The 26943-nt window shown below is 73.5% G+C and carries 26 protein-coding genes and 3 tRNA genes; 17 read left to right on the top strand and 12 right to left on the bottom strand.

The features are described 5' to 3' along the window. Positions 1–867 (bottom strand): protein phosphatase 2C domain-containing protein, encoded by an 867-nt coding sequence (locus tag ACIRPK_RS16550; RefSeq protein WP_403038860.1) that lies wholly within the window; start codon positions 865–867, stop codon positions 1–3. Between the two features lie 237 nt (positions 868–1104). Between ACIRPK_RS16550 and ACIRPK_RS16545 the strand changes: the two genes are divergently transcribed. From ACIRPK_RS16545 to ACIRPK_RS16535, 3 genes are all read left to right on the top strand, one after another. Then, complete coding sequence (locus tag ACIRPK_RS16545) at positions 1105–2919, top strand: cellulase family glycosylhydrolase (RefSeq protein ID WP_403038857.1); 1815 nt, start codon at positions 1105–1107, stop codon at positions 2917–2919. Positions 2920–3013: 94 nt separating this feature from the next. Further along, positions 3014–5482, top strand: a complete 2469-nt coding sequence (locus ACIRPK_RS16540) for a glycoside hydrolase family 9 protein (protein WP_403038854.1) — start codon at positions 3014–3016, stop codon at positions 5480–5482. A gap of 35 nt (positions 5483–5517) precedes the next feature. Next, positions 5518–6936 (top strand): endo-1,4-beta-xylanase, encoded by a 1419-nt coding sequence (locus ACIRPK_RS16535; RefSeq protein ID WP_403038851.1) that lies wholly within the window; start codon positions 5518–5520, stop codon positions 6934–6936. 52 nt (positions 6937–6988) lie between these two features. On the opposite strand, the gene ACIRPK_RS16530 is transcribed toward ACIRPK_RS16535, so the two are convergent. Continuing rightward, positions 6989–7951, bottom strand: coding sequence for a hypothetical protein (locus ACIRPK_RS16530; RefSeq protein ID WP_403038848.1), 963 nt, complete (start codon positions 7949–7951; stop codon positions 6989–6991). Between the two features lie 164 nt (positions 7952–8115). Further along, a complete protein-coding gene (locus ACIRPK_RS16525; protein ID WP_403039179.1) occupies positions 8116–9606 on the bottom strand; it encodes an alpha/beta hydrolase family protein in 1491 nt (496 codons plus the stop codon). Positions 9607–9939: 333 nt separating this feature from the next. On the opposite strand from ACIRPK_RS16525, the gene ACIRPK_RS16520 reads away from it, so the two are divergent. From ACIRPK_RS16520 to ACIRPK_RS16470, 11 genes are all read left to right on the top strand, one after another. Next, on the top strand, positions 9940–11061 hold the full coding sequence (locus tag ACIRPK_RS16520) for a sensor histidine kinase (protein ID WP_403038845.1): 1122 nt from the start codon (positions 9940–9942) through the stop codon (positions 11059–11061). Continuing rightward, positions 11058–11726 carry a response regulator gene (locus ACIRPK_RS16515; RefSeq protein ID WP_403038842.1) on the top strand — a complete coding sequence of 223 codons (669 nt, stop codon included), beginning with the start codon at positions 11058–11060 and terminating at the stop codon, positions 11724–11726. The genes ACIRPK_RS16520 and ACIRPK_RS16515 overlap by 4 nt, the downstream gene beginning before the upstream one ends. A gap of 233 nt (positions 11727–11959) precedes the next feature. After that, positions 11960–12032: transfer RNA gene (locus ACIRPK_RS16510), tRNA-Gln, on the top strand. A 4-nt stretch (positions 12033–12036) separates the two neighbouring features. Continuing rightward, positions 12037–12121 (top strand) — tRNA-Ser (locus ACIRPK_RS16505). A gap of 37 nt (positions 12122–12158) precedes the next feature. Further along, positions 12159–12238: transfer RNA gene (locus tag ACIRPK_RS16500), tRNA-Tyr, on the top strand. An 80-nt stretch (positions 12239–12318) separates the two neighbouring features. After that, positions 12319–12681: a hypothetical protein gene (locus ACIRPK_RS16495; RefSeq protein ID WP_403038839.1), complete on the top strand. Its 363-nt coding sequence runs from the start codon at positions 12319–12321 to the stop codon at positions 12679–12681. Positions 12682–12799: 118 nt separating this feature from the next. After that, complete coding sequence (locus ACIRPK_RS16490) at positions 12800–12949, top strand: hypothetical protein (protein ID WP_403038836.1); 150 nt, start codon at positions 12800–12802, stop codon at positions 12947–12949. Between the two features lie 67 nt (positions 12950–13016). After that, positions 13017–13280, top strand: coding sequence for a hypothetical protein (locus ACIRPK_RS16485; protein WP_403038833.1), 264 nt, complete (start codon positions 13017–13019; stop codon positions 13278–13280). Positions 13281–13338: 58 nt separating this feature from the next. Continuing rightward, positions 13339–14367 (top strand): transposase domain-containing protein, encoded by a 1029-nt coding sequence (locus tag ACIRPK_RS16480; RefSeq protein ID WP_403038830.1) that lies wholly within the window; start codon positions 13339–13341, stop codon positions 14365–14367. Positions 14368–14535: 168 nt separating this feature from the next. Then, entirely contained in the window at positions 14536–14940 is a 405-nt protein-coding gene (locus ACIRPK_RS16475) for a hypothetical protein (protein ID WP_403038827.1), read from the top strand. 132 nt (positions 14941–15072) lie between these two features. Further along, positions 15073–16032, top strand: a complete 960-nt coding sequence (locus ACIRPK_RS16470; RefSeq protein ID WP_403038824.1) for a hypothetical protein — start codon at positions 15073–15075, stop codon at positions 16030–16032. Between the two features lie 192 nt (positions 16033–16224). Here ACIRPK_RS16470 and ACIRPK_RS16465 read toward each other — a convergent pair whose 3' ends face one another. Beyond that, on the bottom strand, positions 16225–16521 hold the full coding sequence (locus tag ACIRPK_RS16465) for a WhiB family transcriptional regulator (RefSeq protein WP_403038822.1): 297 nt from the start codon (positions 16519–16521) through the stop codon (positions 16225–16227). 258 nt (positions 16522–16779) lie between these two features. Here ACIRPK_RS16465 and ACIRPK_RS16460 point away from each other — a divergent pair, with 258 nt between their 5' ends. The 3 genes from ACIRPK_RS16460 to ACIRPK_RS16450 all read left to right on the top strand — a co-directional run bounded on the left by ACIRPK_RS16460 (position 16780) and on the right by ACIRPK_RS16450 (position 18204). Further along, a complete protein-coding gene (locus tag ACIRPK_RS16460; protein WP_403038819.1) occupies positions 16780–17145 on the top strand; it encodes a PRC-barrel domain-containing protein in 366 nt (121 codons plus the stop codon). Positions 17146–17324: 179 nt separating this feature from the next. Further along, positions 17325–17714 carry an STAS domain-containing protein gene (locus ACIRPK_RS16455; RefSeq protein WP_403038816.1) on the top strand — a complete coding sequence of 130 codons (390 nt, stop codon included), beginning with the start codon at positions 17325–17327 and terminating at the stop codon, positions 17712–17714. A 4-nt stretch (positions 17715–17718) separates the two neighbouring features. Then, positions 17719–18204 (top strand): ATP-binding protein, encoded by a 486-nt coding sequence (locus ACIRPK_RS16450; RefSeq protein WP_403038813.1) that lies wholly within the window; start codon positions 17719–17721, stop codon positions 18202–18204. Between the two features lie 85 nt (positions 18205–18289). On the opposite strand, the gene ACIRPK_RS16445 is transcribed toward ACIRPK_RS16450, so the two are convergent. The 8 genes from ACIRPK_RS16445 to ACIRPK_RS16410 form a co-directional block, all read right to left on the bottom strand. Then, positions 18290–19165: a SigB/SigF/SigG family RNA polymerase sigma factor gene (locus ACIRPK_RS16445; RefSeq protein WP_403038810.1), complete on the bottom strand. Its 876-nt coding sequence runs from the start codon at positions 19163–19165 to the stop codon at positions 18290–18292. A 178-nt stretch (positions 19166–19343) separates the two neighbouring features. Next, entirely contained in the window at positions 19344–19754 is a 411-nt protein-coding gene (locus ACIRPK_RS16440; RefSeq protein WP_403038807.1) for an SsgA family sporulation/cell division regulator, read from the bottom strand. 112 nt (positions 19755–19866) lie between these two features. Further along, on the bottom strand, positions 19867–20973 hold the full coding sequence (locus ACIRPK_RS16435; RefSeq protein ID WP_403038804.1) for an LLM class flavin-dependent oxidoreductase: 1107 nt from the start codon (positions 20971–20973) through the stop codon (positions 19867–19869). Next, on the bottom strand, positions 20970–21479 hold the full coding sequence (locus ACIRPK_RS16430) for a flavin reductase family protein (RefSeq protein WP_403038801.1): 510 nt from the start codon (positions 21477–21479) through the stop codon (positions 20970–20972). The genes ACIRPK_RS16435 and ACIRPK_RS16430 overlap by 4 nt, the downstream gene beginning before the upstream one ends. Further along, a complete protein-coding gene (locus ACIRPK_RS16425) occupies positions 21476–22195 on the bottom strand; it encodes an alpha/beta hydrolase (RefSeq protein WP_403038798.1) in 720 nt (239 codons plus the stop codon). The genes ACIRPK_RS16430 and ACIRPK_RS16425 overlap by 4 nt, the downstream gene beginning before the upstream one ends. Beyond that, entirely contained in the window at positions 22192–23325 is a 1134-nt protein-coding gene (locus ACIRPK_RS16420; RefSeq protein ID WP_403038795.1) for an LLM class flavin-dependent oxidoreductase, read from the bottom strand. The genes ACIRPK_RS16425 and ACIRPK_RS16420 overlap by 4 nt, the downstream gene beginning before the upstream one ends. Before the next feature lie 3 nt (positions 23326–23328). Beyond that, entirely contained in the window at positions 23329–24519 is a 1191-nt protein-coding gene (locus ACIRPK_RS16415; protein WP_403038792.1) for an acyl-CoA dehydrogenase family protein, read from the bottom strand. Further along, entirely contained in the window at positions 24516–26834 is a 2319-nt protein-coding gene (locus ACIRPK_RS16410) for a molybdopterin-dependent oxidoreductase (RefSeq protein WP_403038789.1), read from the bottom strand. Before ACIRPK_RS16410 ends, ACIRPK_RS16415 begins: the two co-directional genes overlap by 4 nt. Positions 26835–26943 lie beyond the last annotated feature (109 nt).

Raw genomic sequence — 26943 nt, 5'->3', positions numbered from 1 at the left:
TCAGGCTGGCTGCCCGGACGGTGCGTCGAGGGTGACGTGGGCCAGCGCCTTGTCGTCGTGGACCTTGCCGCGCGGCCACTTCACCGCGCCCTGGTCTCCCGCCTCCGCCTCGTGGACCGCGTCCACCAGCCACTGCGGGCCCGACCGGCGGCAGTCCTCCACCAGGGTGCGCCAGTCGGCGAGCCGGTAGTCGTCCACCAGGGAGCTGACCCCGTCGGTGGCCAGCACCACGTCGGTGAGCTCGGCGAGCGGCCAGGACGCGGTCCGGGCCCGCAGACCGGCCTCCGGTTCGGCTTCGGCGATCCAGTAGCCGCCCTCGCGGTTGATCACGGTGTACTGGAACTCCCTTAGCTCCCGCATCAGTTCACGATGCCGCTGGTCGTACCCGGACCCGGCGGCCAGGCGGTCCCGGTACTCGGCGAGCTGTGGCCGGGGCGCGACCAGGTCGGCCAGCCGGTCGTCCCGCAGCTCGTGCACAGTGCCGTCCCGGCCGAACGCCACCACGGGACTGTCGCCGAGCACCAGCGCGTCCAGCCGGTCGCCGCTGCGGCGCAGCACCGCCACGGTCGCGGCCGGGCTCCGGCCCGGCAGCAGCCGGTGCTCGGCGGCCACCGCCCGGATCGCTCCCGACAGCACCACCCGCAGGTCGGCCGCCGCGCCGCCCCCGAGCCCGTCGGCGAGCCGCTCGCCGAGCGTACGGGCGTACCAGCCACCCAGCGGTTCGTCCCCGGTCACCGTGGAGACGCCGTCCAGGACAACCACCGCGTCAGGCAGCACCACGATGTGATCCTCGGTCAACCGCCCTGCGGTGCCGGGACGTTCACCGGTACGCACCACCCAGCCCGCGCCGTCCTGCTGCCCGTCCACCCTGCACTCCCGTCCGCCGGTACCGTTCCGCGTTCAACTGCCGAATACTGAACGGCCCCTTGACGCCCTGACACTCCATGGATTCACTGGACCCGCCGCACTCGGCACGCCCGCCCCCACCCTACGGGCCCCGTCCCCCACCCCGGCAGAACCGCACGGCGTCCAGCTCCCCGGTCAAGTGGGAGCGCTCCCATCGGACGGCCGATCCCGCCGGACCGACCAGAGAGGACCAGCGACGTGCTCCACCCCGTACGCCGCCTGCGCGATGCGCTGCTGACCATCGCCCTCGCGTCGACCGCACTCATCGCCCCCGCCACCACCACCCACGCAGCCCAGGCGACCCAGGCCACCCGGCCCGCCACCAGCGTCGCGGCCACCGAACCGGGCTCCGGCTACTGGCACACCAGCGGCCGCCAGCTGCTGGACGAGGCCAACCGCCCGGTCCGGATCGCCGGCCTCAACTGGTTCGGCTTCGAAACCGCCAACTACGTCCCGCACGGGCTCTGGTCCCGGGACTACAAGAGCATGATCGACCAGATCAAGTCGCTCGGCTACAACACCATCCGGCTGCCCTACAGCGACGACCTCTTCAAGGGCACCTCCCCGGTCAGCCTGAACACCTCGGGCGGGATGAACGCGGATCTTCAAGGCCTGAACTCACTCCAGGTGATGGACAAGATCGTCGACCAGGCCGGTACGGTCGGCCTCAAGGTGATCCTGGACCGTCACCGTCCGGACTCCACCGGGCAGTCGGCGCTCTGGTACACCGCCGCCGTGCCCGAGTCCAGCTGGATCAGCCACCTCGGCAGCCTCGCCGCCCGGTACGCCGGCAAGCCCGCCGTGATCGGCATCGACCTGCACAACGAGCCGCACGACCCGGCCTGTTGGGGCTGCGGCGACCCCGCCCTCGACTGGCGGCTGGCCGCCGAGCGGGCCGGCAACGCGGTGCTCGCCGCCAACCCCCGGCTGCTGGTCTTCGTCGAGGGCAACCAGACCTTCAACGGCAGTTCGTACTGGTGGGGCGGCAACCTCCAGGGCGCCGCCCAGTACCCCGTCCGGCTGAACGTGGCCGACCGGCTCGTCTACTCCGTGCACGACTACGCGACCAGCGTGGCGCAGCAGAGCTGGTTCACCGACCCCTCCTACCCGGCCAACCTGCCCGGCGTCTGGGACCGCAACTGGGGTTACCTGTTCCAGCAGAACATCGCACCGGTCTGGGTCGGCGAGTTCGGCACCACGCTCCAGTCCACCGTCGACCAGCAGTGGCTCAAGGCACTGGTGCAGTACCTGCGGCCGACAGCCCGCTACGGGGCCGACAGCATCGGCTGGACGTTCTGGTCCTGGAACCCCAACTCCGGTGACACCGGCGGGATCCTCAACGACGACTGGACCACCGTCAACACCACCAAGGACGCCTACCTGGCGGACGTCAAGGCACCCGGCTTCGGCGCACCCGGTACACCCGGCGGCGACGTACAGGCGCCCTCCACGCCCACCGGGCTCACCGCCACCGGCCGCACCGCGAGCAGCGTCTCGCTGTCCTGGACCGCCGCCACCGACAACGTCGGCGTCAGCGGGTACGACGTCTACCGGGGCGCCACCCTGGCCGGCACCGCCACCGGCACCTCCTACACCGACACCGGGCTGACCGCCGCCACCGGCTACGCCTACACGGTGCGGGCCAGGGACGCGGCCGGCAACGTCTCGGCGGCCTCCGCCGCCGTGACCGCCACCACCTCGGGCGCCGGCGCCGGCACGGGCTGCACGGCGGGGTGGCACCTGGACAACCAGTGGAGCCCGGGCTTCACCGCCACCGTCACGGTGACCGCCACCGCAGCCACCAAGTCCTGGTCGGTGCAGTGGACCTGGCCGAACGGCCAGCAGCTCACCAGCGCCTGGAACGCCACCGCCCAGCAGACGGCGGGCGCGGTCACCGCGACCAGCCTGGCGTACAACGGCACACTGGCGCCCGGTGGTTCGACCACCTTCGGGCTGCAGGGGACCTGGACGGGCGGCAACGCGGCCCCGACGCTCACCTGCACGGCCGCCTGACCCTCCGCAACCCCCGGTGGTGGGGCAACTCCCGCCCCACCACCGCCTCCTGCCGCCGCGCGCCCCCCGCGCGCCCAGCCGAAAGGCCCCACCCGTGCCTTCCGTCCTCACCCCCGCACCCACCTCCCCACGACGCCGATCGGCTGCCGTGCTGCTCGCCGCCGCCCTGCTGACCGGGGCGTTCGTCGGCTCCCCCGGCACCGCCACCCCGGCGGCGGCCGCCGCCAGCTCGACCGTCCGGGTCAACCAGGTGGGCTACCTTCCGGACGGCCCCAAGCGCGCCACCGTGGTCAGCTCCGCCACGGCCCCGCTCGGCTGGCAGCTGCGCAGTGCGGCCGGGGCCGTGCTGGCCTCCGGCAGCACCGTCGTCCGGGGAGCCGACGCCGCGTCCGGTGACGCCACCCACCTGGTGGACTTCTCCGCCTACGGCGGCACGGGAACGGGCCTCACCCTCGTCGTGGACGGGCAGAGCAGCTACCCCTTCGACATCTCCGCGTCGCTCTACGACGGCCTCCGCTCGGACAGCCTGTCGTTCTTCTACCAGCAGCGCAGCGGGATCGCCATCGACGCCGCACTGGCCGGGTCCGGCTACGGCCGACCGGCCGGACACCTGGGAGTCGCCCCCAACCTGGGCGACGTCAACGTGCCCTGCCAGGCCGGGGTCTGCGACTACACCAGGGACGTCCGCGGCGGCTGGTACGACGCGGGCGACCAAGGCAAGTACGTGGTGAACGGCGGCATCGCGGCCTGGCAGCTGGTCAACTCCTTCGAGCGGGCCAAGCGGGCCGGCACCGAGGCGGCCCTCGGCGACTCGACCCTGCGGGTGCCCGAGCGCGGCAACGCCGTGCCCGACGTGCTCGACGAGGCGCGCTGGGAGCTGGACTTCCTGCTGCGGATGCAGGTCCCGGCCGACAAGCCGCTGGCGGGCATGGCCTTCCACAAGGTGCACGACTCCGCCTGGACCGCGCTGCCGACCCGCCCCGACCAGGACGCCCAGCAGCGTGAACTGCACCGCCCGTCCACCGCCGCGACCCTCAACCTGGCGGCCTCCGCCGCACAGTGCGCCCGGGTCTACGCCCCGTACGACGCGGCCTTCGCCGCCCGGTGCCTGGACGCCGCCCGGCGGGCCTGGACGGCGGCCAGGGCGAACCCGGCCCTGCTCGCTTCCGCCACCGACACCACCGGTGGCGGCGGGTACGACGACGCCGAGGTGGGCGACGAGTTCTACTGGGCGGCCGCCGAGCTGTTCGCGACCACCGGTGAGAGCCAGTACCGCGACGCCGTCACCGGCTCCTCCTTCCACAACGCCCCCGCCGACACCCCCTGGTGGGGCGGCACCGCGACCCTGGGCCGGATCACGCTCGCCACCGTGCCCGGGGTCGGGCTGCCCGCCGACGACCTGGCCCGGCTCCGCGCCTCGCTCGTCACGGCCGCCGACGGCCACCTCGCCACCATCGCCGGTCAGGGCTACGGCGTGCCGCTGGCCGCCGACGGCTACAACTGGGGCTCGAACAGCGCGGTCGCCAACGACGCGATGGTGCTCGGCGTCGCCTACGAGCTGACCCGTCAACAGCGTTACCGGGCAGGTGCGTTGGAGTCGCTGGACTACCTGCTCGGCCGCAACGCGCTGAACCGGTCGTACGTCACCGGCTACGGCGAGCTGGCCTCGGAGAACCAGCACCACCGGTTCTGGGCGCACCAGAGCGACCCCTCGCTGCCGCACCCGCCGGCCGGCTCCTTCGCCGGTGGCCCCAACGCCGGCCTCCAGGACCCGGTGGCGGTCGAGCGGCTGACCGGCTGCAAGCCCGCCAAGTGCTACGTCGACGACATCGGCTCGTACTCCACCAACGAGGTGGCGATCAACTGGAACGCCCCGCTGGCCTGGCTCGCGGCCTTCGCCGCCGACCGGACGAACCCTCCGGCCACCCCGCAGATCCTGGTGGCTCCCACGGCGGTTGCCGTACCGGAGGGCGGCAGCGCGCTCGCCCGGGTCAGGCTCTCGGCGGCCCCGGCCCAGAACGTCACCGTCACGGTGTCCCGCAGCTCCGGTGACCAGGACCTCGCGGCGGGCAGCGGGAGCACGCTGGTGTTCACCCCCGCCAACTGGTCCACCGAGCAGGCCGTGACGCTCACCGCCGCCCAGGACACCGACAGCAGCAACGGCACCGCGGCCTTCGCCCTCACCGGCCCCGGCGTCACCGGCGCCACCCTCACCGCGACCGAGGCCGACGACGACGCCCCCGCCTCGGCGGCCTGCTCGGTCGGCTACCGGGTCGACAGTGCCTGGTCGGGCGGCTTCACCGCCACGGTGACCCTGAAGAACACCGGCACCACCCCCCTCCAGGGCTGGTCGCTGGCCTGGTCCTTCCCCGGCGACCAGCGGATCGGCAACGCCTGGAACGCCACCGTCGTGCAGAGCGGAGCGGCGGTCACCGCCAAGGACGTCGGCTGGAACGGCTCCGTCGCACCGGGCGCCACCGCCCAGTTCGGCTTCCAGGCCACCTTCTCCGGCAGCAACCCGGCCCCCGCCCGGTTCACCGTGAACGGGTCGGTCTGCGCCTGAGCCCGCGCCCGTCCCCCTGAGGAAAGGACGAAGCCATGCCCCCCCCGCTCGGACCGTCCGCCCACCGGCCCACCCGGTTCCGCCGGACCGTGCTGGCCGTCACCGTCTGCGCCGCGGCCCTGCTCGGCGCCGCGCTGCTGCCCTCCACCGCCCGGGCCGCCGACCCACCGCTGCGCGAACTCGCCGCCGCCAAGGGCGTCTACCTCGGCAACGCGGTGGCCGGCGGCGCACTCGGCGGCAACGCCGCGTACGCCGCCCTGGCCGGTACGCAGTTCGGCTCGCTCACCCCCGAGAACGCCATGAAGTGGGGCTCGGTGGAGCCCACCAGGGGCAGCTACAACTGGGCCGAGGCCGACCAGATCGTCGCCTTCGCCCAGGCCCACGGCCAGCAGGTGCGCGGGCACACCCTGGTCTGGCACAGCCAGAACCCGGGCTGGCTGGCCAACGGCGGCTTCGGCGCAGCCGAGCTCCGCGGCCTCCTGCAGCAGCACATCACCACCGAGGTCGGCCGCTACCAGGGGCGGGTCCGCGCCTGGGACGTGCTCAACGAGCTCTTCAACGAGGACGGCAGCTACCGCTCCTCGCTGTGGACCGACGCCCTCGGCACCGGTTTCGTGGCCGACGCCCTGACCTGGGCCCACCAGGCCGACCCGGCGGCCGAGTTGTACCTCAACGACTACAACGTGGAGGGGCTCGGCGCGAAGAGCGACGCGCTGTACGCGCTGGTGCGCTCGCTCAAGGCACAGGGGGTGCCGATCCACGGGGTGGGCTTCCAGGCGCACTTCGTCCTCGGTCAGGTCCCGGCCACGCTCCAGGCCAACCTCCAACGGTTCGCCGATCTGGGCGTCGACGTCGCCGTCACCGAGCTCGACGTCCGGATGCAGACCCCGGCCACCGAGGCCAAGCTGTCCCAACAGGCCGCCGACTACGGCACGGTGGTGAAGTCCTGCCTCGCGGTCGGCCGCTGCCGGGGCGTCACCGCCTGGGACATCTCCGACGCCGACTCCTGGGTGCCGAGCGTCTTCCCCGGCTACGGCGCGGCCACCCTGTACGACGCCGGCTACCAGCCCAAGCCCGCCCACCACGCGGTCGCGGTCGCCCTCGGCGCCGGCACTCCCGCCTCGACTCCCTCGCCGTCGGCAAGCAGCTCACCGGCACCGGGCTGTACGGCCGCCTACACGGTGCCCAACCAGTGGAACACCGGCTTCACGGGCGGCGTCACGGTGAGCTGCCCGCCCGGCTCCTCGCTCAGCGGTTGGCGCGTGAGCTGGGACTTCACCGCCGGCCAGCAGCTCACCCAGAGCTGGAACGCCACCTGTACCCAGACCGGCACCCGGGTCACCTGCGCCAACGCGGCCTGGAACGGCGGCGTCACCGCCGGCGGTTCGGTCGCCTTCGGCTTCAACGGCACCTGGAGCGGCAGCAATCCCGTCCCGGCGGTGGCCCTGAACTGACGAGGGGTCAGCGGTGGAGCGGACCGGCCGCTCCACCGCAGCTCCCCGGGGGTCAGATCCACCCGAGCTTCGAGGCGTTCAGCCCGGCCTGGAAGCGGCTGGAGGCGTTCAGACTGACCATCAGGCTGGCCATCATCCGGCGGACGGTGCGGAGCGAGAGTCCGAGCTTCCGGGCCGCGACGTCGTCGGTGTGGCCGGCGCTGATGATCTCCAGCAGAGCCTGTTCCAGCGGGGTGCAGCCGTTCCGGTCGGTCGGGGCCACCTCGCCGAACGAGGAGGCCACGGACCAGAGTTGGTCGAATAGCGCGCAGACTGCGGTGATCATCCCGGGGCTGTCCACCTCCAACGCGCCCTCGCGCGGGTCGCTCGGGTCGAGCGGCAGGATGGCGAGCCTGCGGTCGATGATGACCAGCGGCATCGGCACGGTGGGTACGGTCCGCATCTGGCCGCCCAGCCCGGTCAGCCAGCGGGCGTAGCTGTACGCGTCGGCGTCGTTGCGGACGCTGTCCCGGCAGATCGCCCGGATCGCCACCCCGCGCTCCAGCGCCTGCTGGTTGAGCGGTCCGGCGGCCGCCCGTGCGTCGGGCCGGTGGGCGCCGCCGGGGTTCAGCGAGAGGCACTCCGACTCGGTGCGGTGCTGGAGCTCCTCCAGTCTGCCCCGGACCGCGTCCAGCCCGATCAGCCGGCGGGTGGCGTCCCCGTCACCGTCCCAACGGCGGTCGTGCTCGGCCGCGATCATCGCGATGGCCGCCCGGGTGGCCACCAACTGGGCCTGCTTGGCCGCCGCGTCGGCCTCGGCCGCAGCGAGCAGGGTGGCAAGCCCCACATCCGGGCTGACCGGCCGCAGCCGACCGTCGGAGTCGGCCGAAGGCTTCAGCAGAGCCAGGTCGGCCAACTCGTTCAGTGCCGCCCGTACCGCCACGATCGGCAGACCCGTCCCCTCGACCAGGTCGGCCACCCCGTGGTCGGGACACGCCAGCATGGCGCGGTAAACCGCCTCAGCCTGACTGTTCAAGCCCAATGTTTCGAGCACGATCGCCCCCCGCGATTGTTACCTGGCACACAGTGTCAGCGATCCCGTCACCCGGATCAATAGCCACACCGGAGCGGGGACGGCATCGCGAACTTCGCGCGGGCCAGCCGAACTTGTCGTTCCGTCAGCTGCTGAGGCGCGCCGGATCAGCGACCGCCGCCCGGGTGGTGCACGCTGAGCTCACCGTAGGCCGACAGAACGCCGGCCAGGTCACCGGGCCGGTCCCGCAGGGTGGCGTCCAGGAAGGCCAGCGTGGTGGCGGCGACGACGTGCAGGCTCTCGGTCCGGCCCAGGGAGCCGACGATCGAGGGCACGGGCGGCAGGTAGAGGGGTCCGTCCATGAAGGTGAGGTGTGCGGCGCCGGGGATGGTGAGCCGGTAACTCGTCGCGGTGCTCAGCTCCAGGGCCTCGGTGAGCCGGGGCAGGTAGCGCGGGTCGGTGTCGGGGGTGACGGCCTGGGTCAGCGCGAGTGCCGGCCGGCCGAGGGCGGGGGAGGTCGGGCCGTGGGGGTAGCCGTCCAGATCGATGACGGCGCCGAACCGGCCGTCCTGCCGGGCGGCCTGGAGGGCGGCGGCGCCGCCTGTCGAGTGCCCGGTGGCCGCGACCCGGCTGGTGTCCAGGCGTCCGGTCAACGGGTCCGCGGTCTCACCCCGGTCCAGCCGGTCCAACTGCGTGAGGACGAAGCCGAGGTCGGCGGCCCGGACAGCCGTCCAGCCGGCCGCCAGCTCCTCGTCCGTGTCCCGGTCCCCACTGGAGGAGGTCTCGCCCCTGACCGTCCGGCCGTCGTCGAGGACGACGGCCGCGGAGTCGTACGGGTGGTCGAGGGCGGCGACCAGATAGCCGTGGGCGGCCAACTCCTCCGCCCAGGCGGTGTTCTGGGTCCGCACGCCGCCCGACCCGGGCGAGAACAGCACGATCGGGAACCTCTCGCCCCCACCGGCCACCGGGGCGTCGAAGACCGACCGGCTGCGGGCCCGGGGAACACCGTCGACCAGGAAGCCCGGCAGGCCCACCGCGTCGGCGAGGGCCGCGGAGACGGTCTGCGCCTCCTGCTCCGTGCGCCCGAGGTACTGCGCCCGCTGCGTGCCTGCGGGGCTCTTCTGCGCGGGGTACCAGAGCTGGACCACGACCGTGCGCCGGTCGTCCGGATCGGCGGTGAAGCTCTCCGGACGGAGCGGGTCGGTCCACTGCACCACCCGGGTGCCGACCGCGAACTCGCCGGACGGTTCGGGGAATTCGGGCACCGGAAAGGCCCAGGCGGCCACCGGGCCGGTGGCGATCAGGCCGACGCAGGCCAGCGATCCCGGCAGGGCCAGCCACCAGCGGGCCCGCCACGCCGTCCGGCCGGTACGGCGGCGCAGCAGGGGTGAGAGGGCGAACGGCAACGCCAGGGCAGCGCCGGCCAGGACCGGCAGCAGCTGCCAGCGGATCCCCGCCACGCTCAGCACGATCGCGGAGGGCGCGAGAATCGCCGCCGCCGCGATCGTGACGCGGGGTCGGAGGACGGAGGGAAGCCAGCGGGCCGCCACCAGCGCGACGGCACCCAGCAGGGCAAGGATTTCCAGGGGGGACATGTACAGCCCCGTGATGATCTCGGTCACCCGGCCATCGTCGGCGCCGGGCCGCCGCTGCCGCATCGCTCCCGGGTCGCAGTCCGAGGCGGGCACCGGTGCGACCGGAGTGGCAGGCGAGCACGCCGGATCGGCGACCGCCTTGCGACCACGGTAGGTACGGAGTCTCCTCCTCCGGTCGTACCCCGGTGCGGTGCGGTCCGCCGGTGGGCTCATGTGCTCCACGTGCCGACCGCCTACCGTGGCAGGGCCGCGGCACGTGCCGGGCGCACCATGGTGCCGAGTCGACAGGGACGTGTGATGACCGCAGACCCCGGGACTGCCCACCGGGACCGGGTGCGGCCGGCACCCGTACGAGCGGCGACAGCGGCTCGGCGTCGGGCCCTCCGGCTGCCGCCCGTGGTGCGGGACGCGCTGGTGCCGGCGCTGCTCCTGGTCAACATCCTGACCACCGGCGCACCGCAGGATCGTCCGGCGGCCGTGGCCCTCACCGCCGCCCTCGCGCTGCCGCTGCTGTGGCGGCGCCGCGCCCCGCGCGCGGTGTTCGGCGCCGTGGCGGCCGCGTCCGCCGCCCAGTGGCTGATGGATGTCCAACTACCGGCGGACGTCGCCTTGTTGATGGCCCTCTACACGGTGGCCGCGACCTCGGACCGGCGCGGCACGCTGGTCGCCGGTGCCGTCGTGGAGATCGGTGCGTTGCTGGCCTGTCTGCGCTGGACGACGGAGGGCGCCTTCCTGACCCCCTTCGTCGCGGTGACCGCGCTGGTCGTCGCCGCCGCCGTGCTGGGTGTGAACGTGCGGACCACCCGCGCCTACCTCGCGGCCCTGGAGGAACGGGCCACCCGCCTGGAGCAACAGCACGACCAGCAGGCGCGGTTGGCCGTCGCCGAGGAGAGGACGCGGATTACCCGGGAGATGCACGACATCGTCACCCACAACCTGTCCGTCATGGTCGCGCTCACCGACGCCGCCGTCTACGCGCAGCACCGGTCGCCCGACAAGGCCACCACCGCGATGCTCCGGATCTCCGAGACGGGCCGTCAGGCCCTGACCGACATGCGGCGCTCCCTGGGCATCCTGCGGACCGACGAACCGGACGGGGAGCGCCACCCGTTGCCCGGCATCGCCCAACTGGAGACCCTGGCACGTCAGATGCGCGCCGCCGGGCTGCCGACCCGCGTCGAGGTCGAGGGCGGCCACACCCACCTCCCCGCCACCGCACAACTCACCGTCTACCGCCTGGTCCAGGAGGCCCTGACCAACGCCCTGAAGCACACACCCGCCGGCACCGAGGCGACGGTGCGGGTCCGGTGCTCGACCGAGGCGGTCACCGTGGACGTCACCGACACCGGTCCCCGCCCGCCGCGTCCCGGCTCCGCACCTTCCGGCCACGGCATCCCCGGGATGCGCGAGCGCTCGGCCGCCTACGGGGGGACGTTGCAGGCCGGGCCGCTGCCGGGTGGCGGCTGGCGGGTCCGCACCCGGCTCGTCCTCGGCAGCAGCGGCACGGCGTCCGTATGACGATCCGCGTCCTGATCGCCGACGACGAGGCGCTGCTCCGGATGGCCTTCGGCATGGTCCTGGAGGCCCAGCCCGACCTGGCACCGGTCGGCGAGGCCGAGGACGGCGCCCAAGCCGTCGAGCTCGCCCGGGAGTTGCGCCCCGACGTGGTCCTGATGGACGTCCGGATGCCCGGGACCGACGGGATCGAGGCGACCCGGCAGGTCGTCCGGGTCTCCCCGCAGAGCCGAGTGCTGATCCTCACCACCTTCGACCTGGACGAGTACGCCTTCGCCGGCCTCAGCGCCGGAGCGTCGGGCTTCCTCCTCAAGAACACCAGGCCCGAGGAACTGCTCACCGCGATCCGCAACGTGGCCGCCGGGGATGCGGTGGTCTCCCCCCGGATCACCCGCCGCCTGCTGGAGTCCTTCCGCCCGCACCTCCCCGACGGCAGCAGCGTCGCCCGCGACCGCGACGAGCGGTTGAACCGGCTCAGCGTCCGTGAGCGCGAAGTGCTCGTCCAGGTGGGCTGCGGCCTGTCCAACGCCGAGATCGCGGCCACCCTGTACCTCGCGGAGGCGACCGTGAAGTCCCACCTGGGCCGCATCCTGCACAAGCTCGAACTCCGCGACCGGGTGCAGGCCGTGATCTTCGCCTACGAGAGCCGCCTCATCCACCCGGCCTGACGGCACCCTGCTGATTAATCGGTTGCCCACCCGTACCGCCGTGCCGCAGAGTTGGCGCATCAGCCCGCACCGCCCGAGGAGAGGAACGCAGTCGTGAGCAGCATCCGGTCGTATCAGCGTTCCTCGAGCTCCCAGCAGAGCCAGGGACGGCCCACCGGACGGTAGAACGGCGTTGACGCCGGGCCGCCCACGGGACTTCCCGTACGGGCGGCCTTTCTCGTGCCGCCCCGCAGTGCCGGATGGTGCAACTGGCAGCACGCCTGATTCTGGATCAGGAGACTCGGGGTTCGAATCCTCGTCCGGCAGCTCTGGAGAGTTGGCCGAGTGGTAAGGCAGCGGCTTGCTAAGCCGTAGTCGGGCGGAAGCCCGCGCGCGTTCGATCCGCGCACTCTCCGCGCAGCACAGCACAGGACAACGCAGGACAACGCACAAGGGCGAGCTGGGCACCGGAGAGCCCAAGGGTCTGTAACACCCCCGCTTCGGCTGTGCCGGTTCGACTCCGGCCTCGCCCACCCGGCCGCTGGAGTTCTCGCCGGAGGAGCAGCCGCTCGGCGCCCTTCCCGACGCCTCCGAGGAGGCGTTCCTGTCCGCCGTGGGAGCTGGGCCCGCCTCCCTGGAGTGGTGGTGGACACGGTGGCCCGCCGGTCCGGACCTCGACCTGCCGCCGGGGGCGAAGCACGCCGAGGTGCAGATCGCCGTCCACAGTGCCGACCTGTTCCGGGAGGTCCCGGCCGACGCCCACACCTTCCACGTCCACGTCGGACCGCACGAAACCGACCGTGCCGACCGGATCGCCGCACAGGTCGGCCTGCACGTCGTCGGCCCGGGGTTGCGGGTCGGCTGGGCAGCCGTCCTCCTGCGGTGGTCGTGGAGCGTTGAGCACCGTCTGCTCTTCGGCGGTGACGGGGCTGACGCGAAGATGCCAGTCATGTTCGTGCCGCAGTGCGGCCGATGACAGCAGCGGCCCGGTCGGCCAGGGTTGGCACCAGCGAGGGAGCACCCGGGGAGCACCAAGTCCCCCCGAGGGAGCGCCCGCTTCCAGCCCACGTCCATCCCTGCTGCCGGAGCCTGCCATGAAGAAGATCGCCGCTGTCGTCCTCACCGTCCTGGTCCTGCTCGGCCTCGGCGCCGCGCACGCCGTTGCGGCCCGGCCCACCGCTGACACCGCCGTCTCACTCGCGGACGGCTACGGCTGGGGCGGCATCGTGACGCCGACCCCCTGACCCGCCCGCCGCATCGCCGCACCGGGGCACCACCCATGGCCGCCGAGCCCTCCCTACCGAGAGCGCCATGCATCTGATCACCCTTCATCTGACCGGCCCCACCGGCGCGTTGCTGGACTCGGACCTGCTCGCCGAGCTGATCGACTCCCACAGTGAGGCGGCCGACCGGGTCGAGCACCTCCGCGCCCGCTGCTCACCCGGCCGGATCGACCTCGCGTTCTTCCTGCTGGCCGAGGACCGGCTCGCGGCCGACCGGGCGGCCCATGTGGTGTGCCACCGGGCGCTCCGGCGCACCCACTGGCTCTCCGGCTGGCGCCTCCAGGCCGGCTGATCAGCCCGTACCCGCCGCCATCCGCCCGTGAGCACTCTTGTCCCCCCGAGGAGTTGATTTGTCAGAGTCTGCCGCCAAAGCCGGGTTCCCACTGCTGCTGCGCGTCTATCCGCCCGCCCTCGTGGACAGCGCGGTGGCCGCCTGCGGCCGTACCGAGAAGCGCCGTCGGCTGCTCTCGGCCCGGACCATGGTCTACTTCGTGCTCGCCATGGACCTCTTCTCACCGGCGCCGTACCAGGAGGTCATGGACCGGCTGACCACCGACCTGCGGGCGGCCGAGCTGTGGGCCGAGGAGACGCTGCCGAGCCGGGCGGGCATCTTCCAGGCCCGTGAACGCCTCGGCCCGGAACCGCTGTTCACCCTGCAGCGGTCGGTCTCCCGGCCGATCGCACCGCTCGGCACCCCGGGCGCGCACTGGCGTGGCCTACGGCTGATGCACCTCGAACAGCACACCGTCGACCTGCCCGAACGAGCCTCACCGGCCCCCCGGTTGCACGCCCTCGCGGTGGTCGAGAGCAGCACCCGGACGGTCATCGACGCGACCGTCGGCGAGCGCCGGACGGACGCCGCCCTGCTCCGTTCACTCGGCCCGGGCACCCTGCTGACCGTCCCCGGGCGGCCGTTCGACCTCGACCGCTGGGACGCGATCACCGGCGCCGGGGCCGGGCTGCTCTGGCAGCTGCCGCTCGGACAGCGGCCGCGCCCGACACCCGAACACCTCTGCCCCGACGGCTCGTTCCTCACCAGACTGGGCGGACGGCGGGCCCGGGTGCTCGCCCCCGGGGTGTTCACCAACCTGCTGGACGCACAGCGGGCACCGACCACCGAGCTGCTCGGCGTCCTCGCGCGTACCGAGGCGGGCGGCGGCGCACTGCTCGAGGCGCTGCTGGGCGCGGGACGGGAGAAGGGCCCGCTGACCAGTCGTACCTCCGACGGGATCCAGCAGGAGGTCTGCGGACGGCTGCTCGTGCACTACGCGATCCGCAGCTCGGACCGGACCGGAGCGGCCCATTTCCCCCGGACGTTTCCGGAGCAACAGGGCCGGTCGCGCCTTAACCAAACAGCATTGCCCATCCTCCAGCACTGACACAGAATTCCTCTTGTGACCGGCAAGCACGGCCGGCCGGAAATACCGGCTCGCGGAGCCGCATTCTCCACTGCAATCCCGGATGCGACCCCACGAGATATTCGGTGACGACTCGTCACCCAGTGGACCCGAAGGCGAGAAACTCGCCGACGACGAGAGGGAAATCCTGTGAGTATCCGTACGAAGATCGCCGCCGCCGCAGTGTCCGTCGCCGCCCTCGGCGTGATCGCCGCAGGCGTCACCCCGGCCTCGGCGAGCCCCGGTGGCTGCGTCTGGGGCGTGGATGCCTGCCTGTACTACCACTCCAATTTCAGCGGCGCCTTCAACGGCGACGGCGGCAACGACACCTACCTCTCCGCCTGGTACTTCTCCGGCTGCGCCAACGGCAACTGCGACGGCTCCGGCCAGCTGGTGAAGAACAACACCGCCAGCGTCTACAACATGAACCCGCGCACCGTCCGGATCTACGTCAACTCCTACCAGCAGGGCCCCTACCAGGACATCCCGGGTTACACCGCGACCAACCTGAACGGGACGCTCTACAACAACAACGCCTCGCAGCGTTTCCTGTAAGGAACATACCAGCCGGGAATCGCCCCGTCCCGGACTGCCGAATCCGGTGGCCGGCCACGAGAATTCGCGTGGCCGGCCACGCGCACGTCCCGACTCCACGTCCTGTCCCGATCACCCGAGGATGTCCTGGGCATGACTCACCTTCGCTCCACCTCACGCCTGTTGGCCGCGGCGCTGCTCGCGGCGGCGGGCCTGTTCACGGCCGGCTGCGCGGCGCACCCACCCACGCCCGGGACCGCCACCGCACCCGGGGCCGCCCCGTCCGCCACGCTGCCCCCACTGCCCCGTCCCGCGATCCACGAGATCCCGGTGGCCGACAGCACGGCCGACAAGTCCATGCCCGTCGAGGCGTACCTGTTCAGCTCGGAGCAGCGGCACCAGGTGGACACCGCCAGAGGCACGTTGACCGCGCAGTGCATGCGGCGGTTCGGTCTGGCCTACACCCCCGAGGCACCGCCCCCGGCCTCCGCGCGCGGTCAGGCCACCCACCGGTACGACGTGGTCGCGCCCGCGAACGGCTACCGCCCGGCCGAGCCGCCGACGCCACGGCCCGCACCGCCGCAGCTCTCCCCCGAGGTGGTCGGCGTGCTGGCGGGCCGCCTCCCGGGCGGCGCCGAGCCGAGCACGAGCTACCACGGAACACCGATCCCCCCGGGCGGCTGCCTCGGCGAGGCCGACGCGCGGCTGACCGCCCAGGGCGGCAGCATGCTGGACTCCCAGCTGGCCGTCGGCATCAACTTCGACAACTACCGGCGGTCCATGACGGACGACCGGCTCACCGCCGTCTTCCGGGCCTGGTCGGACTGCATGCGGGCCGAGGGCCACGGCTACCCGACGCCCGACGACGCGATGAAGGACCCGCGGTGGAAGACCGGCACCGGCCCGGCCTCACCCGAGGAGGTCGCGGTCGCGACCGCCGACGCGCGCTGCCGCCAGCGGACCAACGTCATCGGCACCTGGTTCGCCGTCGAGTCCGCGTACGAGGCCGAGGCGATCGCCGGCAACCTCGCGGAGCTGACCGGGGTCCGCCAGGGCATCGCCGCCGTGGTGCGGAACGCCTCCACCGTCAACTCGGGCGGCGGTGACCGCTAGGACCTGTCGTCAACTTCCCGCCTGCCCCACGACGCCTCACACGCACTCTCGCCGCACCGGACGGGTACGACCCAGTACGCGTGCTCCCGCCCGGCACGCCGAGAGCACGCACCAGACGCCACAGGGGCGCCCTCCGGGCAACGACGGGAGCTCGACGACAGGCCCTGGGCGAAAAGCGAAAGCGGCGGCAGGTCAGGCAACCCGACCGCTGCGCCGGTTCCGACGCAGGAGCGCCGCACGTTCGTCCTCGGTGAGCCCGCCCCACACGCCGTACGGCTCGCGCACCTGGAGCGCGTGGGCGAGGCACGCGGAACGGACCGGGCAGCGGACGCAGACCCGTTTCGCCGCTTCGTCCCGGTCGTCGTGGGCCTGGCCGCGCTCTCCCGCCGGGTGGAAGAACAGGGCGGCGTCCTGGCGGCGGCAGGCGGCCCGCTGCTGCCAGTCCCAGTGCTGGTCGAGGGCGCCGGGCAGGCGCGAGATGTCGGTCATCGGTTCCCTCCTCCGGGTGGAGTCCGGTGGAGCCCGGCCGTCCACCGGCCCCACCGGGTCGGCGGCGCGGCCGGGCGCCGCACGCGCGTTCCGGTCTTCCGTCTCACCCTGTCCCGTCCGGCCAAACCCCCGGGTTCCTCCGCGCTCCGCAACCACCACCAGGGCGGGTGGCATGAAGTCCTGGGACGGGGGCAGCCGAAGGTGCAGGACGCGCCCGGCGGGAAAGCCCGCAACGGCGCACGAGGAGAGGAAGCCCGCATGAGCGGCGTCGAGATCTGGAAGTTCCGCTCCACCTCAGGCCACGTCTCCGGTCATGACCTGATCGGCTACCACGTCGAGGCCACCGACGGCCGGATCGGCAAGGTCGACAAGCACTCGGACGAGACCGACTCCGCCTACCTCGTGGTCGACACCGGCCCCTGGATCTTCGGCAAGCACGTCCTGCTCCCGGCCGGCACGGTCCTCCGCGTCGACGAGGCCGAACAGGTGGTCCACGTCGACCGCAGCAAGGACGAGATCAAGAACGGCCCCGCGTTCGACCCGCACCAGCACGAGGCCGACCTGGGCTACCGGGAGACCTACGGCGCCTACTACGGCCCGTTCTACCAGGGCCCGTTCGCCTGACCGGAGGTCAGGTCCCGGACGTCGGGTCCCGGAGCTCGGGGGCTGGTGCGGCCGGTGCGCCGGGTGGGTGCCGCGACCGCGGGCTACCACCCGGCGGCCCGCCAGCCTAAGGTCGTGTCGGGAAGCACTGCTCCCCCACAGCTGTTGTGCACCGCACGGACCCGGAAGGCTTGACCGCATTGAGTACCGACAGAACCGGCCCGCAGGCCGGTGCCCTCACCGTGACGTCCCGGACCGAACCGGACGGGTCGATCGTCTGCCGGCTGAGCGGCGAGCTGGACCTCGATTCGCTGTCCGCCGCCAAGGTGGTCTTCGCACAGCACCTCGAAGCCCGGCCCGCTCGGCTCCTGGTGGACCTGGAGGAACTGACCTTCTGTGACTCCTCCGGACTGAACCTGCTGATCAAGACCCGGCAGGCGGCCCAGGAGGCGGGCGTCGCCCTGCAGCTCGGAACGCTCTCCGCCCAGGTCGAACGGCTGTTGGCGATCACCGGAGCGGGCGAGGTCTTCACCGTCCTCCCCGCCGGCGCCGAGGCCTCGCCCACCACCCTCGATGAGACCTTGGACTGACCCGATGACCACTGACGGGGCACCGCCGCCCATCAGCACACCTATCCGGCCGCAGCTGCCGGCCGCGGGCCAGCGCAGGCGCCTGGTGCTCAAGGGCATGCGCCGACAGGTGGCGGCCGGGCGCGACTTCGGGCGGCAGGCACTCCTCGACTGGTACGCCGTCACCGGCGGCGACGGCCAGGAGGACACTCCGGCGGACGACGTGCTGCTGCTGATCAGCGAGCTGCTGGCGAACGCGGTGATGCACGCGGGCGGCGCGCACCACATCCTGCTGCACGGCACGGCCGAGACCCTGCGGGTGGAGGTGGCCGACGGCGACCCGGCCATGCCCCGCCCCCGGGCGTACCAGCCGGGCACCCCGGGTGGGCACGGGCTGCACATCGTCGGTCGGCTCGCGGACCGTTGGGGCGTGGACCTGCTGGCGGACGGGAAGGCGGTCTGGCTCGAGGTCCGGGCCGAGCAGCTGACCTCGGGTCAGCGGTCGACCTGACCGACCCGGGCGGCCGGCGCCCGGAACGCCGCGTCTCCCCGGTCGGGTCGACCGGGGAGACGCGGTCCGCAGGTGCCGGGCGGTGTCAGTCCTCGTGGGTGAGCTCCGCCCGCAGCTTGGCCAGGGTGCGGCTCAGCAGGCGGGAGACGTGCATCTGCGAGACACCGAGGCGCTCACCGATCTCGGACTGCGTCAGCTCGCCCACGAAACGCAGCGAGAGCACCAGCCGGTCGCGCTCCGGCAGGGCGGCGATCAGCGGCTTGAGCGACTCGAGGTCGTCGACCCGGCTGATCCGGGTGTCCTCGTAGCCCAGCCGCGCGGCGAGCGTGCTGTCCGGCGAGTTGTCCGCCAGGCGCATCTCCAGCGAGCCGGCGGTGTGGGCGTTGGTGGCGGTCATGCTCTCCACCACGTCCTCCGGGCTCACCTCCATCCGCTCGGCCAGCTCGGCCACCGTCGCCGCGCGGTCCAGCCGCTGTTCCAGCTCCTCCTGGGCCTTCACCAGCGACAGCCGGAGCTCCTGCATCCGCCGGGGCACGTGCACCGCCCAGGTGGTGTCCCGGAAGTGCCGCTTGATCTCCCCGATGATCGTCGGCAGCGCGAAGGTCGAGAACTCCAGGCCGCGCTCCGGGTCGAACCGGTCGATGGCCTTGATCAGGCCCACCGTCCCGACCTGCATGATGTCGTCCATCGGCTCGGACCCACTGCGGAACCGCCCCGCCGCGTACCGCACCAGCGACAGGTTCAGCTCGACCAGCGTCCCGCGCACGTACGAGTACGCCGCCGTACCCTCCTCCAGGTCCGCCAGCCGGACCAGCAGCGTCCGCGCCAGTTCCTTGGCGTCGCGGGGCGCGACGGCCGACGGGTCCTCGATCACCGGAAGACCGGCGAGCTCGGGCAACCGGGCCGTGCTGGTCACCGTCGTACACATGGGGGTCAGCGAAACCTCACTGGACACTGCCATGACACACCTTCCGTCGTCCGGACACCTTGTTCTCGGCCGCCTACCCCGCTTCGTGGCCGCCATGCGGAATCTCTCAAAAGTGGTACCCTATGTCCTTGTATGCCCCTTTTATTACTGACTGTCCTGGTCGGCCGCAGAGTCGGGCGGGGCCACCGGGTCGTACACGACGTCTACGACGTCAGAACTGACCCCCGGTCAGCCGGGCCAGCACCTCGTCCCACGCGATCCGCCGCCACTCCGATCCCGGCGGAACCGCCCGGTACGTCGCGGTCAGGAACGAGCGGATGTCCTCGGTCCGGACCAGGAGCACGGCGCAGCCGCCGTCCACCCGGAGCTCGATCACCGTCTGCTCCGGGTCGTACGGGCGGACCCGGACATCCCCCAGCCCCGCCGAGGCCGCGATCCCGTCGGTCAGCAGCTGCCGGGCGAAGACCCAGGCCACGGCGCTGCTCCCGAGGGCGCACTCCGCCCCGAAGACCATGCTCACCGCGTAGGGGTCGTCGGCCCGGTACTCCAGGCAGGCTTCGACCTCGGGCGGCTCGGGGGCGACCAGAGCGGCCGGGAGACCGTGGGTGATGACCTCTTGCATGAGCGGACTCCTCCGTTGGCGCGGGCCGGCATGGGGCGCGCCTACCCGCAGCCGTCCGACTCATGTCCCCTACGGAGCTGGGAGCACCGAGCAGCCGGGCACTGACCGGCCGTCAGGCGGCCTCCGGCGGCCGCCAGAGCCCCCGGGCCGCCAGCAGCGGCAGCACGCCCTCGCCGACGGCGTACGCCTCCTCAAGGTGCGGGGCGCCGGAGAGGACGAACTCGTCGATGCCGAGCTCGTGGTACTCGGCGATCCGGTCGGCCACCTCCCGGTGACTGCCCACCAGCGCGGTCCCCGCGCCGCCCCGGACCAGGCCCACGCCCGCCCACAGGTTGGGGTAGACCTCCAGGCGGCCGGTCTCGCCGCCGTGCAGTTCGCGCATCCGCCGCTGGCCGTCGGACTCGCTGCGGGCCAGCGCCTCCTGGGTCCGGCGGATCCGCTCCGGGTCCATCCCCGCCAGCAACCGGTCGGCCTCGGCCCAGGCCTGCCCGGAGGTGTCCCGGCTGATGGTGTGCAGCCGGATGCCGAACCGGGGGCTGCGCCCGTACGCGGCGGCCGCCGCCTGGATCCCGGCGATCTTCTCGGCGACCTGCGGCGGCGGCTCGCCCCAGGTCAGGTAGACGTCCGCGTGCCGGGCCGCGACGCGTTCGGCGGCAGGTGAGGAGCCGCCGAAGTACACCTCCGGCACCGGCTCCGGCAACCGGGTCAACTCTGCTCCCTCGACCCGCAGATGGGCGCCCTCGTGGTCGACCCGCTCGCCCCGCCAGAGCCGGCCGGTGATCTCCAGGAACTCGTCCGTCCTGGCGTACCGGCCCTCCTTGTCGAGGAAGTCGCCGAAGGCGCGCTGTTCCGTGGACTCCCCTCCGGTGACCACGTTCAGCAGCAGCCGTCCCTGCGACTGGTTCTGGTAGGAGGCGGCCATCTGGGCGGCCAGCGTCGGGCTGAGCAGGCCGGGCCGGAAGGCCACCAGGAACTTCAGCCGCTCGGTGACCTGGGTCAGCATCGCGGTGGTGAGCCAGGCGTCCTCGCACCACGCACCGGTCGGGGTGAGCGCCCCGGCGAAGCCCAACTGCTCGGCAGTGCGGGCGATCTGACCGAGGTACCCGACCGTCGGCGGCCGGTCGCCGCCCGCCGAGCCCGGGGTCGAACCGTGCCCGCCGCCGACGATCTGCCGGCTGTCGCCGGTGGTGGGCAGGAACCAGTGCGCGGTGAGCGTCATCCCAGGCCCGCCCCGGCCGCCAGGAAGCCGCCGAAGCCGCCGTCGTGGTACACCAGCGGATCGCCCTCCCCGGCCTCCGCCCCGACCACCTCGCCGACCACCAGCAGGTGGTCACCGACCGGCTGCACCAGCACCGGACGGGCCGTCAGCCACCCGGCCACGCCCGCCAGCAACGGGACGCCGAGCTCCCCCGGCCGCCAGTCCGTCCCGGCGAACCGGTCCACCCCGCTGCGGGCGAACCGGCTCGCCAGCTCCTCCTGGTCACGGGCCAGCAGGTGCACGGTGAACGCCTCGGCGGTCCGTACCGCCGGGGCCGAGGAGGCGGTGGCGGAGACGTAGAAGGAGACCAGCGCGGGCTCCAGGCTGACCGAGGTGAACGAGGTCGCGGTGAAGCCGACCGGGCCCGGGACGGTGATCACGGCGACGCCGCCGGCGTGCCGGCGCAGGGTGCGGCGCAGCAGCTCGGCGGGCGGCGCGGTGGTGGGGCGGTCGTCGACGGCGGTCACGGTCGGGTTCCTTCCTGGGCGGCGGGCACCTCGGTGAGCAGTGGCGGCAGGTCGGCGCCGAGCCGCAGCCGCTCCAGCCACTGGACGATCCGCGCGGCCACGGTGCGGTGCGGGGCGTCGTTCAGCACGTCGTGCAACCCGTCGGTGACCAGCACCAGTTCGGCACCGGGCAGCCGGGCGGCCAGCGCGCGGGCGCCGTCGGCCGGGGCGACCGGGTCGGCGGCGCCGTGCAGCAGCAGCACCGGCACGGTCGGGGTGGCCGCCGCCGCTGCGGCCGCCAGGTCGGCGGGGACGGCCCGGGCCAGGTCGCCGGCCCGGAAGGCCGGGTCCTCGGCGAGCTGCCCCCGGTGCGTCGGGCAGGCTGTACGGACCGCCAGCTCGTCGGTCCAGTCGCCCGCCTCGCCCGGGATGCCGACCAGCAACAGGGCGTCGGGACCAGCGAGTTCGGCCTCCGCCAGGGCGGCCAGCGCCCCGGTGTCGGAGCCCGCCAGCACCACGGGGGCGTTCAGCTCCCTGGCCTCGGCCACCAACGCGGCCAGTCCCTCGGGACCGGCCGGCGCCCGGACCACGTACCCGTCGAAGGCCAGCCGGCGGCCGAACCTGGCGTAGACGCCGGGGTGTTCGCCCCGGCCGGGCAGGAGCAGCACGGTGCCGCGCGGGGTGATCTCCGGAACCGGCTTCCACACGAGAGCGGTGTCGGGCACGGTGGTGGTCATCGGCCGGCTCCCACGGTCTCGGCGGTACGGGCGGCAGCGGCGGCGTCGCGGCGGGCGACCTCCTGGCGGACCAGCGGGAGCAGCTCGCGGCCGTAGTCGACCGCGTCGTCCAGCGGGTCGTAGCCGCGGATCAGCAGGGTGGTGACCCCGAGGTCGACGTAGTCCAGCAGGGCCTGGGCGACGGTCTCCGGGGTACCGACCAGCGCGGTGGAGTTGCCGGCCGCGCCGGTGGCGGCGGCGGGGGCGGTCCACAGCGCGCGGTCGTGCCGGTCGCTCTTGGCGGCGGCGGCCAGCAGGCGCTGGGAGCCGACGTTCTGCGGGGTGGCACCGGCGCCGACCGGGAGGATCTGACGGCGGCCGCCGAACGCGTCGCCCCGGCTCTTGATGGTCTCCAGGACGCGGTGCGCCCGCTCCCACGCCTCGGCCTCGGTGCGGCCCAGGATCGGGCGGAACGAGACGCTGATGCCGGGCACCTCGGTCCGGCCCGCGGCCTCGGCGGCGGCCCGGACGGAGGCGATCTGCTGGGCGGTCTCGGCCAGCGGTTCGCCCCACAGCGCGAAGGTGTCGGCGTGCTTGCCGCCGACCCGGTAGGCTGCCTCCGAGGAACCGCCGAAGAAGACCGGGATCCGGTCGACGGGACGGACCTCGGACTGGAAGTCGGCGAACGTGTAGTACGGACCCTCGTGCGAGAACGGCGCCTCGGCGGTCCAGGCCCGGCGGACCACGGTGAGGTAGTCGTCCGAGCGGGCGTAGCGCTCGTCCTTGGCCAGGTAGTCGCCGTCCCGGCGCTGCTCGGCGTCGTGGCCGCCGGTGATGATGTGCACGGCGACCCGGCCCTCGGAGAGCTGGTCCAGGGTGGCCAGGGTGCGGGCGGCCAGGGTCGGCGCGATGAAGCCGGGGCGGTGCGCGATCAACAGGCCGAGCCGCTCGGTGTGCGCGGCGGCGAACGCGGCGACCTGGAGCGGGTCGGGGCTGGCGGAGGAGTGCGCGACCAGGATCCGGTCGAAGCCGGCCTCCTCGTGGGCCTGGGCGAAGCGGCGGGTGTAGTCGCGGTCGACGACCGGGCCGGCGGCGGGGCGGGTCTCCGAGACGTCCTGGGTGGAGATCATTCCGATGAATTCGACGGGCATGGGTCAGATTCCTTTCGGGGCAAGGGCGTTGGTCGTGGTGCGGTGCAGTGCGGCGCGTCCGTGGGCGAGCAGCAGGGTGTCGTCCTGCGGGGTGTGCACCCGGCTGCAGAGCACGTCCCTGAGGTGGCGTTGGAGCGGGTGACGGCGGGTCAGACCGTGGTTGCCGACCAGGGCGACGGCCTGCTGGACGGCGTCGATGGCGGCCCGGGTGCCGAGCAGCTTGGCGCCGGCCGACTCCTCGGCGGCGCCGGGTTCCCCGGCGTCCACGGCGGCGGCCAGCGCGCCGACCAGGCGTTCGGCACCGCTCAGCGCGATGTCGATCTCGCCCACGGCGCTCTGGAACCGGGGCAGGCCGGCCAGCGGTACGCCGAGCGCGGTCGGCACCCGCTCGTGCAGGAAGCCGGTCAGCCAGTGCTGGGCGGCCCGGGCCACGCCCAGGTAGAGGGCGGTCAGGCCGAGCGAGTTCCAGGCACCGGCCGTCGCGTCCCGGCCGCCGTCGGCGCCGGGTGCGGCGAGCAGCGCGGTGTGCTCGTACGGGACCCGGACGGCGTCCAGCAGCACGTCGTCGCTGCGGCTGGCCCGCAGGCCCAGGTGGTCCCAGGTCGGTTCGATCGTGAGGCCGGGCCGGTCGGCGCGGACCAGGAAGAAGCCCACCCGGGGCTCGGGCTCGTCGGTGCGGGCCCAGACCAGCATCCAGCGCAGCGCGACCGCGCCGGTGGAGAAGATCTTACGTCCGGTCAACTCCCACTGTCCATTGCGGAGTTGGGCGGTCGTTGCGGGCAGTCCGCCGCGCACGGGGCTGCCCAGCTCCGGCTCCACCCGGAGCGCGTTCAGCAGCACCGGACGCTCCGCCGACTCGGCCAGCAGCTCGGCCAGCGGCTGCTCGGGCCAGTGCGGTGCCCGGGCCTGGGCGGCATGGGTGAACAGCGTCATCGCGGTGACCAGGGCGACCGCCGGGTCCCCCTCCCCCAGCGCCCGCAGGATCCGCACGGTGTCAGCCAGTTGGGCCCCGGAGCCGCCGTGCCGGGGGTGCACGGTGGCGGTCAGCAGCCCGGCCCGGTGCACCAGCTCGACGCCCTCGTGCGGGAAGCTCGCGGCGTGGTCGTGTTCGGCGGCCCGGGCGGCCAGCGCGGCGGTGAGCCCGGGCAGCGCGGTGAGGTCGGGCGGAGCGAGGACGGGCAGGGTCAGGGTCATCCGGCGTACTCCGGTGCAGGCGAAGGGGTGAGCAGGGTGGGGGCGGCGCGGACGGTGACCGGGGGCGGCTCGCCGCCGATCCAGCGCTCCAGCTGGACCAGCGCGTGCTGTCCGGTGCAGCCCTGGGAGAGCCGTGAGCTGGGCAGGTCGCCGGTGAGCGCGTTGGGGTTGCCGTGCGCGCACAGCGGCGGTTCGGTGCCCGGCACCGGGTCGTACCAGGCGCCGGTGGGCAGCCGGACCACGCCCGGGCGCAGCCGGTCGCTGAGCCGGGCCCCGGCCAGGCAGGCGCCCCGGTCGTTGAACAGCCGCACCAGGTCGCCGTCGGCGATCGAGCGGGCCGCGGCGTCCGCCGGGTGGACCTCCACCGCCTCCCGGCCGGCCACCTTGTCGGCCAGGCTCGGTGCGCCGACGTCGAGTTGACTGTGCAGCCGGGTGCTCGGCTGGTTGGCGACCAGCAGCAGCGGGTGCCGCTCCGCCGCTGGGGTGCCGAGCCGCTCGGGCGGCTCCAGCCAGGTCGGGTGGCCGGGGCAGTCGGGCAGGCCCAGGGCGGCGACGGTGGCGGAGTACAGCTCGATCCGGCCGCTCGGGGTGGCCAGCGGGTGGCCGGCCGGATCGGCCCGGAACTCCTCGAACAGGGTGCGTTCGGCCGGCTCGGCGGGCAGCTCCCACTCCCCCGCTGCCCAGAACTCCTCGAACGGCGGCGGGGCGGCCGCGCTCTGCGCGGCCCACTCCTCGTAGAGGTGCACCAGCCACTGCCGGGGCGTCCGCCCCTCGGTGAACTCCCGGCCGAAGCCCAGCCGTTCGGCCAGCGCGGCGAGCACCGCGTGGTCGTCGCGCGCCTCGCCGTGCGGGGCCACCGCCCGGTGCATGGCGATCAGGTGGGTGTCGCGGCGGCCGCCGCCGAAGTCCTCGCGCTCCAGGGTGGTGGTGACCGGCAGCACGATGTCGGCGTGCCGGGCGGTGGCGGTCCAGTGCGGCTCGTGCACGATCACCGTGTCGGGGCGGGCGAACGCCCGGCGCAGCCGGCCGAGGTCCTGGTGGTGGTGGAACGGGTTGCCCCCGGCCCAGTGCACCAGCCGGATGTCGGGGTAGGTGTACCGGGCCCCGTCGTAGTCGAACTCCTCGCCCGGGTGCAGCAGCAGGTCGGCGATCCGGGCGCAGGGGATGAAGTCCCTGACGGGGTTGCTCCCTTGGGGCAGGAAGGGCAGGCGCAGGGTCGGCCCGGTGTCGCCGACGTCGCCCATCGAGCCGTACCCGTGGCCGAAGCCGCCGCCGGGCAGGCCGATCTGGCCCAGCGCGGCGGCCAGCGCCAGCCCGGCCCAGACCGGCTGCTCGCCGAACCGGGCGCGCTGGAGCGACCAGGTGACGGTGACCAGGGTCCGGGTGGCGGCCATCCGCCGGGCCAGCTCCCTGATCCGCCCGGCGGCGATGCCGCAGATCGGCGCCGCCCAGTCGGCGTCCTTCACCGTGCCGTCGGCGGCCCCTGACAGGTAGTCGGCCAGCTGCGGCCACCCGGTGCAGTGCCGGGTCAGGAAGTCCCGGTCGTGCAGACCCTCCTCGACCAGGGTGCGGGTGAGCGCCAGCATCAGCGCGGTGTCGGTACCCGGTGCCACCGGGTACCAGTCGGTCGCGGGCCCCGTCGGCAGGTCGTCCCGCAGCGGGCTGACCAGCGCCACCTGGACCCCGGCGGCCGCGAGTCGGTCCAGGTGGCCGGGGGTGCTGTGCCGGGTCACCCCGCCGGGGATGACGTGCACGTTCTTGGCCGGGATGCCGCCGAAGGCGACGATCAGCCGGGTGTTGCCGGTGATGGTGGGCCAGGAGGATCCGGCCCGCAGCACCGTGTCCGCGTCGCCGACCAGGTGCGGCAGCAGCACCAGCGAGGTGCCCAGGCTGTAGGAGTTCCGCGAGCCGGTGTAGCCGCCGAACTGGTTGAGGAACCGGTGCAGTTGGCTCTGCGCGTGGTGGAACCGGCCCGCGCTGGCCCAGCCGTACGAGCCGCCGAACACCGCCTGATTGCCGTGCTCACCGCGCACCCGGGCCAGCTCGGCCGCCACCAGGTCGAGCGCCACGTCCCACGCCACCTCGACGAACGGCTCCGCGCCGCGCCGCGTGGACGGGCCGGGCCCGTGCTCCAGCCAGCCGGCCCGGACGGCCGGCCGCGCCACCCGGGTGGGGTGCCGGAGCGAACCGGCCACCCCGCCGAGCAGCGGCGACGGTGACGGGTCGCCCGGGTGCGGCAGCACCTCCACGCCACCGCCCGCCACCGGCCGGACCCGGAACGCGCCCCAGTGCGAGGTGCTGGGCGAACCCGTCACGGCCGACCCGCCGACCGTGCGACGACGGCGTACCTGCGGGTGGCCGACTCCGTGCGGCAGCCGGGCCGGGTGGCGACGGTGCCGATGAGCTGGATGGCCGACATGGCAG

The organism is Kitasatospora sp. NPDC101801, from assembly GCF_044766665.1.
GTDB lineage: Bacteria > Actinomycetota > Actinomycetes > Streptomycetales > Streptomycetaceae > Kitasatospora.
Note: the sequence above shows the minus strand (reverse complement) of the source record. Positions and strands in the feature narration are given on the sequence as shown.

Coding starts and splice junctions, on each gene's coding strand:
- ACIRPK_RS16535 (WP_403038851.1), top strand. CDS start 5,518: ATGCCCCCCCCGCTCGGACCGTCCGCCCACCGGCCCACCCGGTTCCGC.
- ACIRPK_RS16525 (WP_403039179.1), bottom strand. CDS start 9,606: ATGCGGCAGCGGCGGCCCGGCGCCGACGATGGCCGGGTGACCGAGATC.
- ACIRPK_RS16515 (WP_403038842.1), top strand. CDS start 11,058: ATGACGATCCGCGTCCTGATCGCCGACGACGAGGCGCTGCTCCGGATG.
- ACIRPK_RS16490 (WP_403038836.1), top strand. CDS start 12,800: ATGAAGAAGATCGCCGCTGTCGTCCTCACCGTCCTGGTCCTGCTCGGC.
- ACIRPK_RS16485 (WP_403038833.1), top strand. CDS start 13,017: ATGCATCTGATCACCCTTCATCTGACCGGCCCCACCGGCGCGTTGCTG.
- ACIRPK_RS16470 (WP_403038824.1), top strand. CDS start 15,073: ATGACTCACCTTCGCTCCACCTCACGCCTGTTGGCCGCGGCGCTGCTC.
- ACIRPK_RS16465 (WP_403038822.1), bottom strand. CDS start 16,521: ATGACCGACATCTCGCGCCTGCCCGGCGCCCTCGACCAGCACTGGGAC.
- ACIRPK_RS16460 (WP_403038819.1), top strand. CDS start 16,780: ATGAGCGGCGTCGAGATCTGGAAGTTCCGCTCCACCTCAGGCCACGTC.
- ACIRPK_RS16450 (WP_403038813.1), top strand. CDS start 17,719: ATGACCACTGACGGGGCACCGCCGCCCATCAGCACACCTATCCGGCCG.
- ACIRPK_RS16445 (WP_403038810.1), bottom strand. CDS start 19,165: ATGGCAGTGTCCAGTGAGGTTTCGCTGACCCCCATGTGTACGACGGTG.
- ACIRPK_RS16440 (WP_403038807.1), bottom strand. CDS start 19,754: ATGCAAGAGGTCATCACCCACGGTCTCCCGGCCGCTCTGGTCGCCCCC.
- ACIRPK_RS16435 (WP_403038804.1), bottom strand. CDS start 20,973: ATGACGCTCACCGCGCACTGGTTCCTGCCCACCACCGGCGACAGCCGG.
- ACIRPK_RS16425 (WP_403038798.1), bottom strand. CDS start 22,195: ATGACCACCACCGTGCCCGACACCGCTCTCGTGTGGAAGCCGGTTCCG.
- ACIRPK_RS16420 (WP_403038795.1), bottom strand. CDS start 23,325: ATGCCCGTCGAATTCATCGGAATGATCTCCACCCAGGACGTCTCGGAG.
- ACIRPK_RS16415 (WP_403038792.1), bottom strand. CDS start 24,519: ATGACCCTGACCCTGCCCGTCCTCGCTCCGCCCGACCTCACCGCGCTG.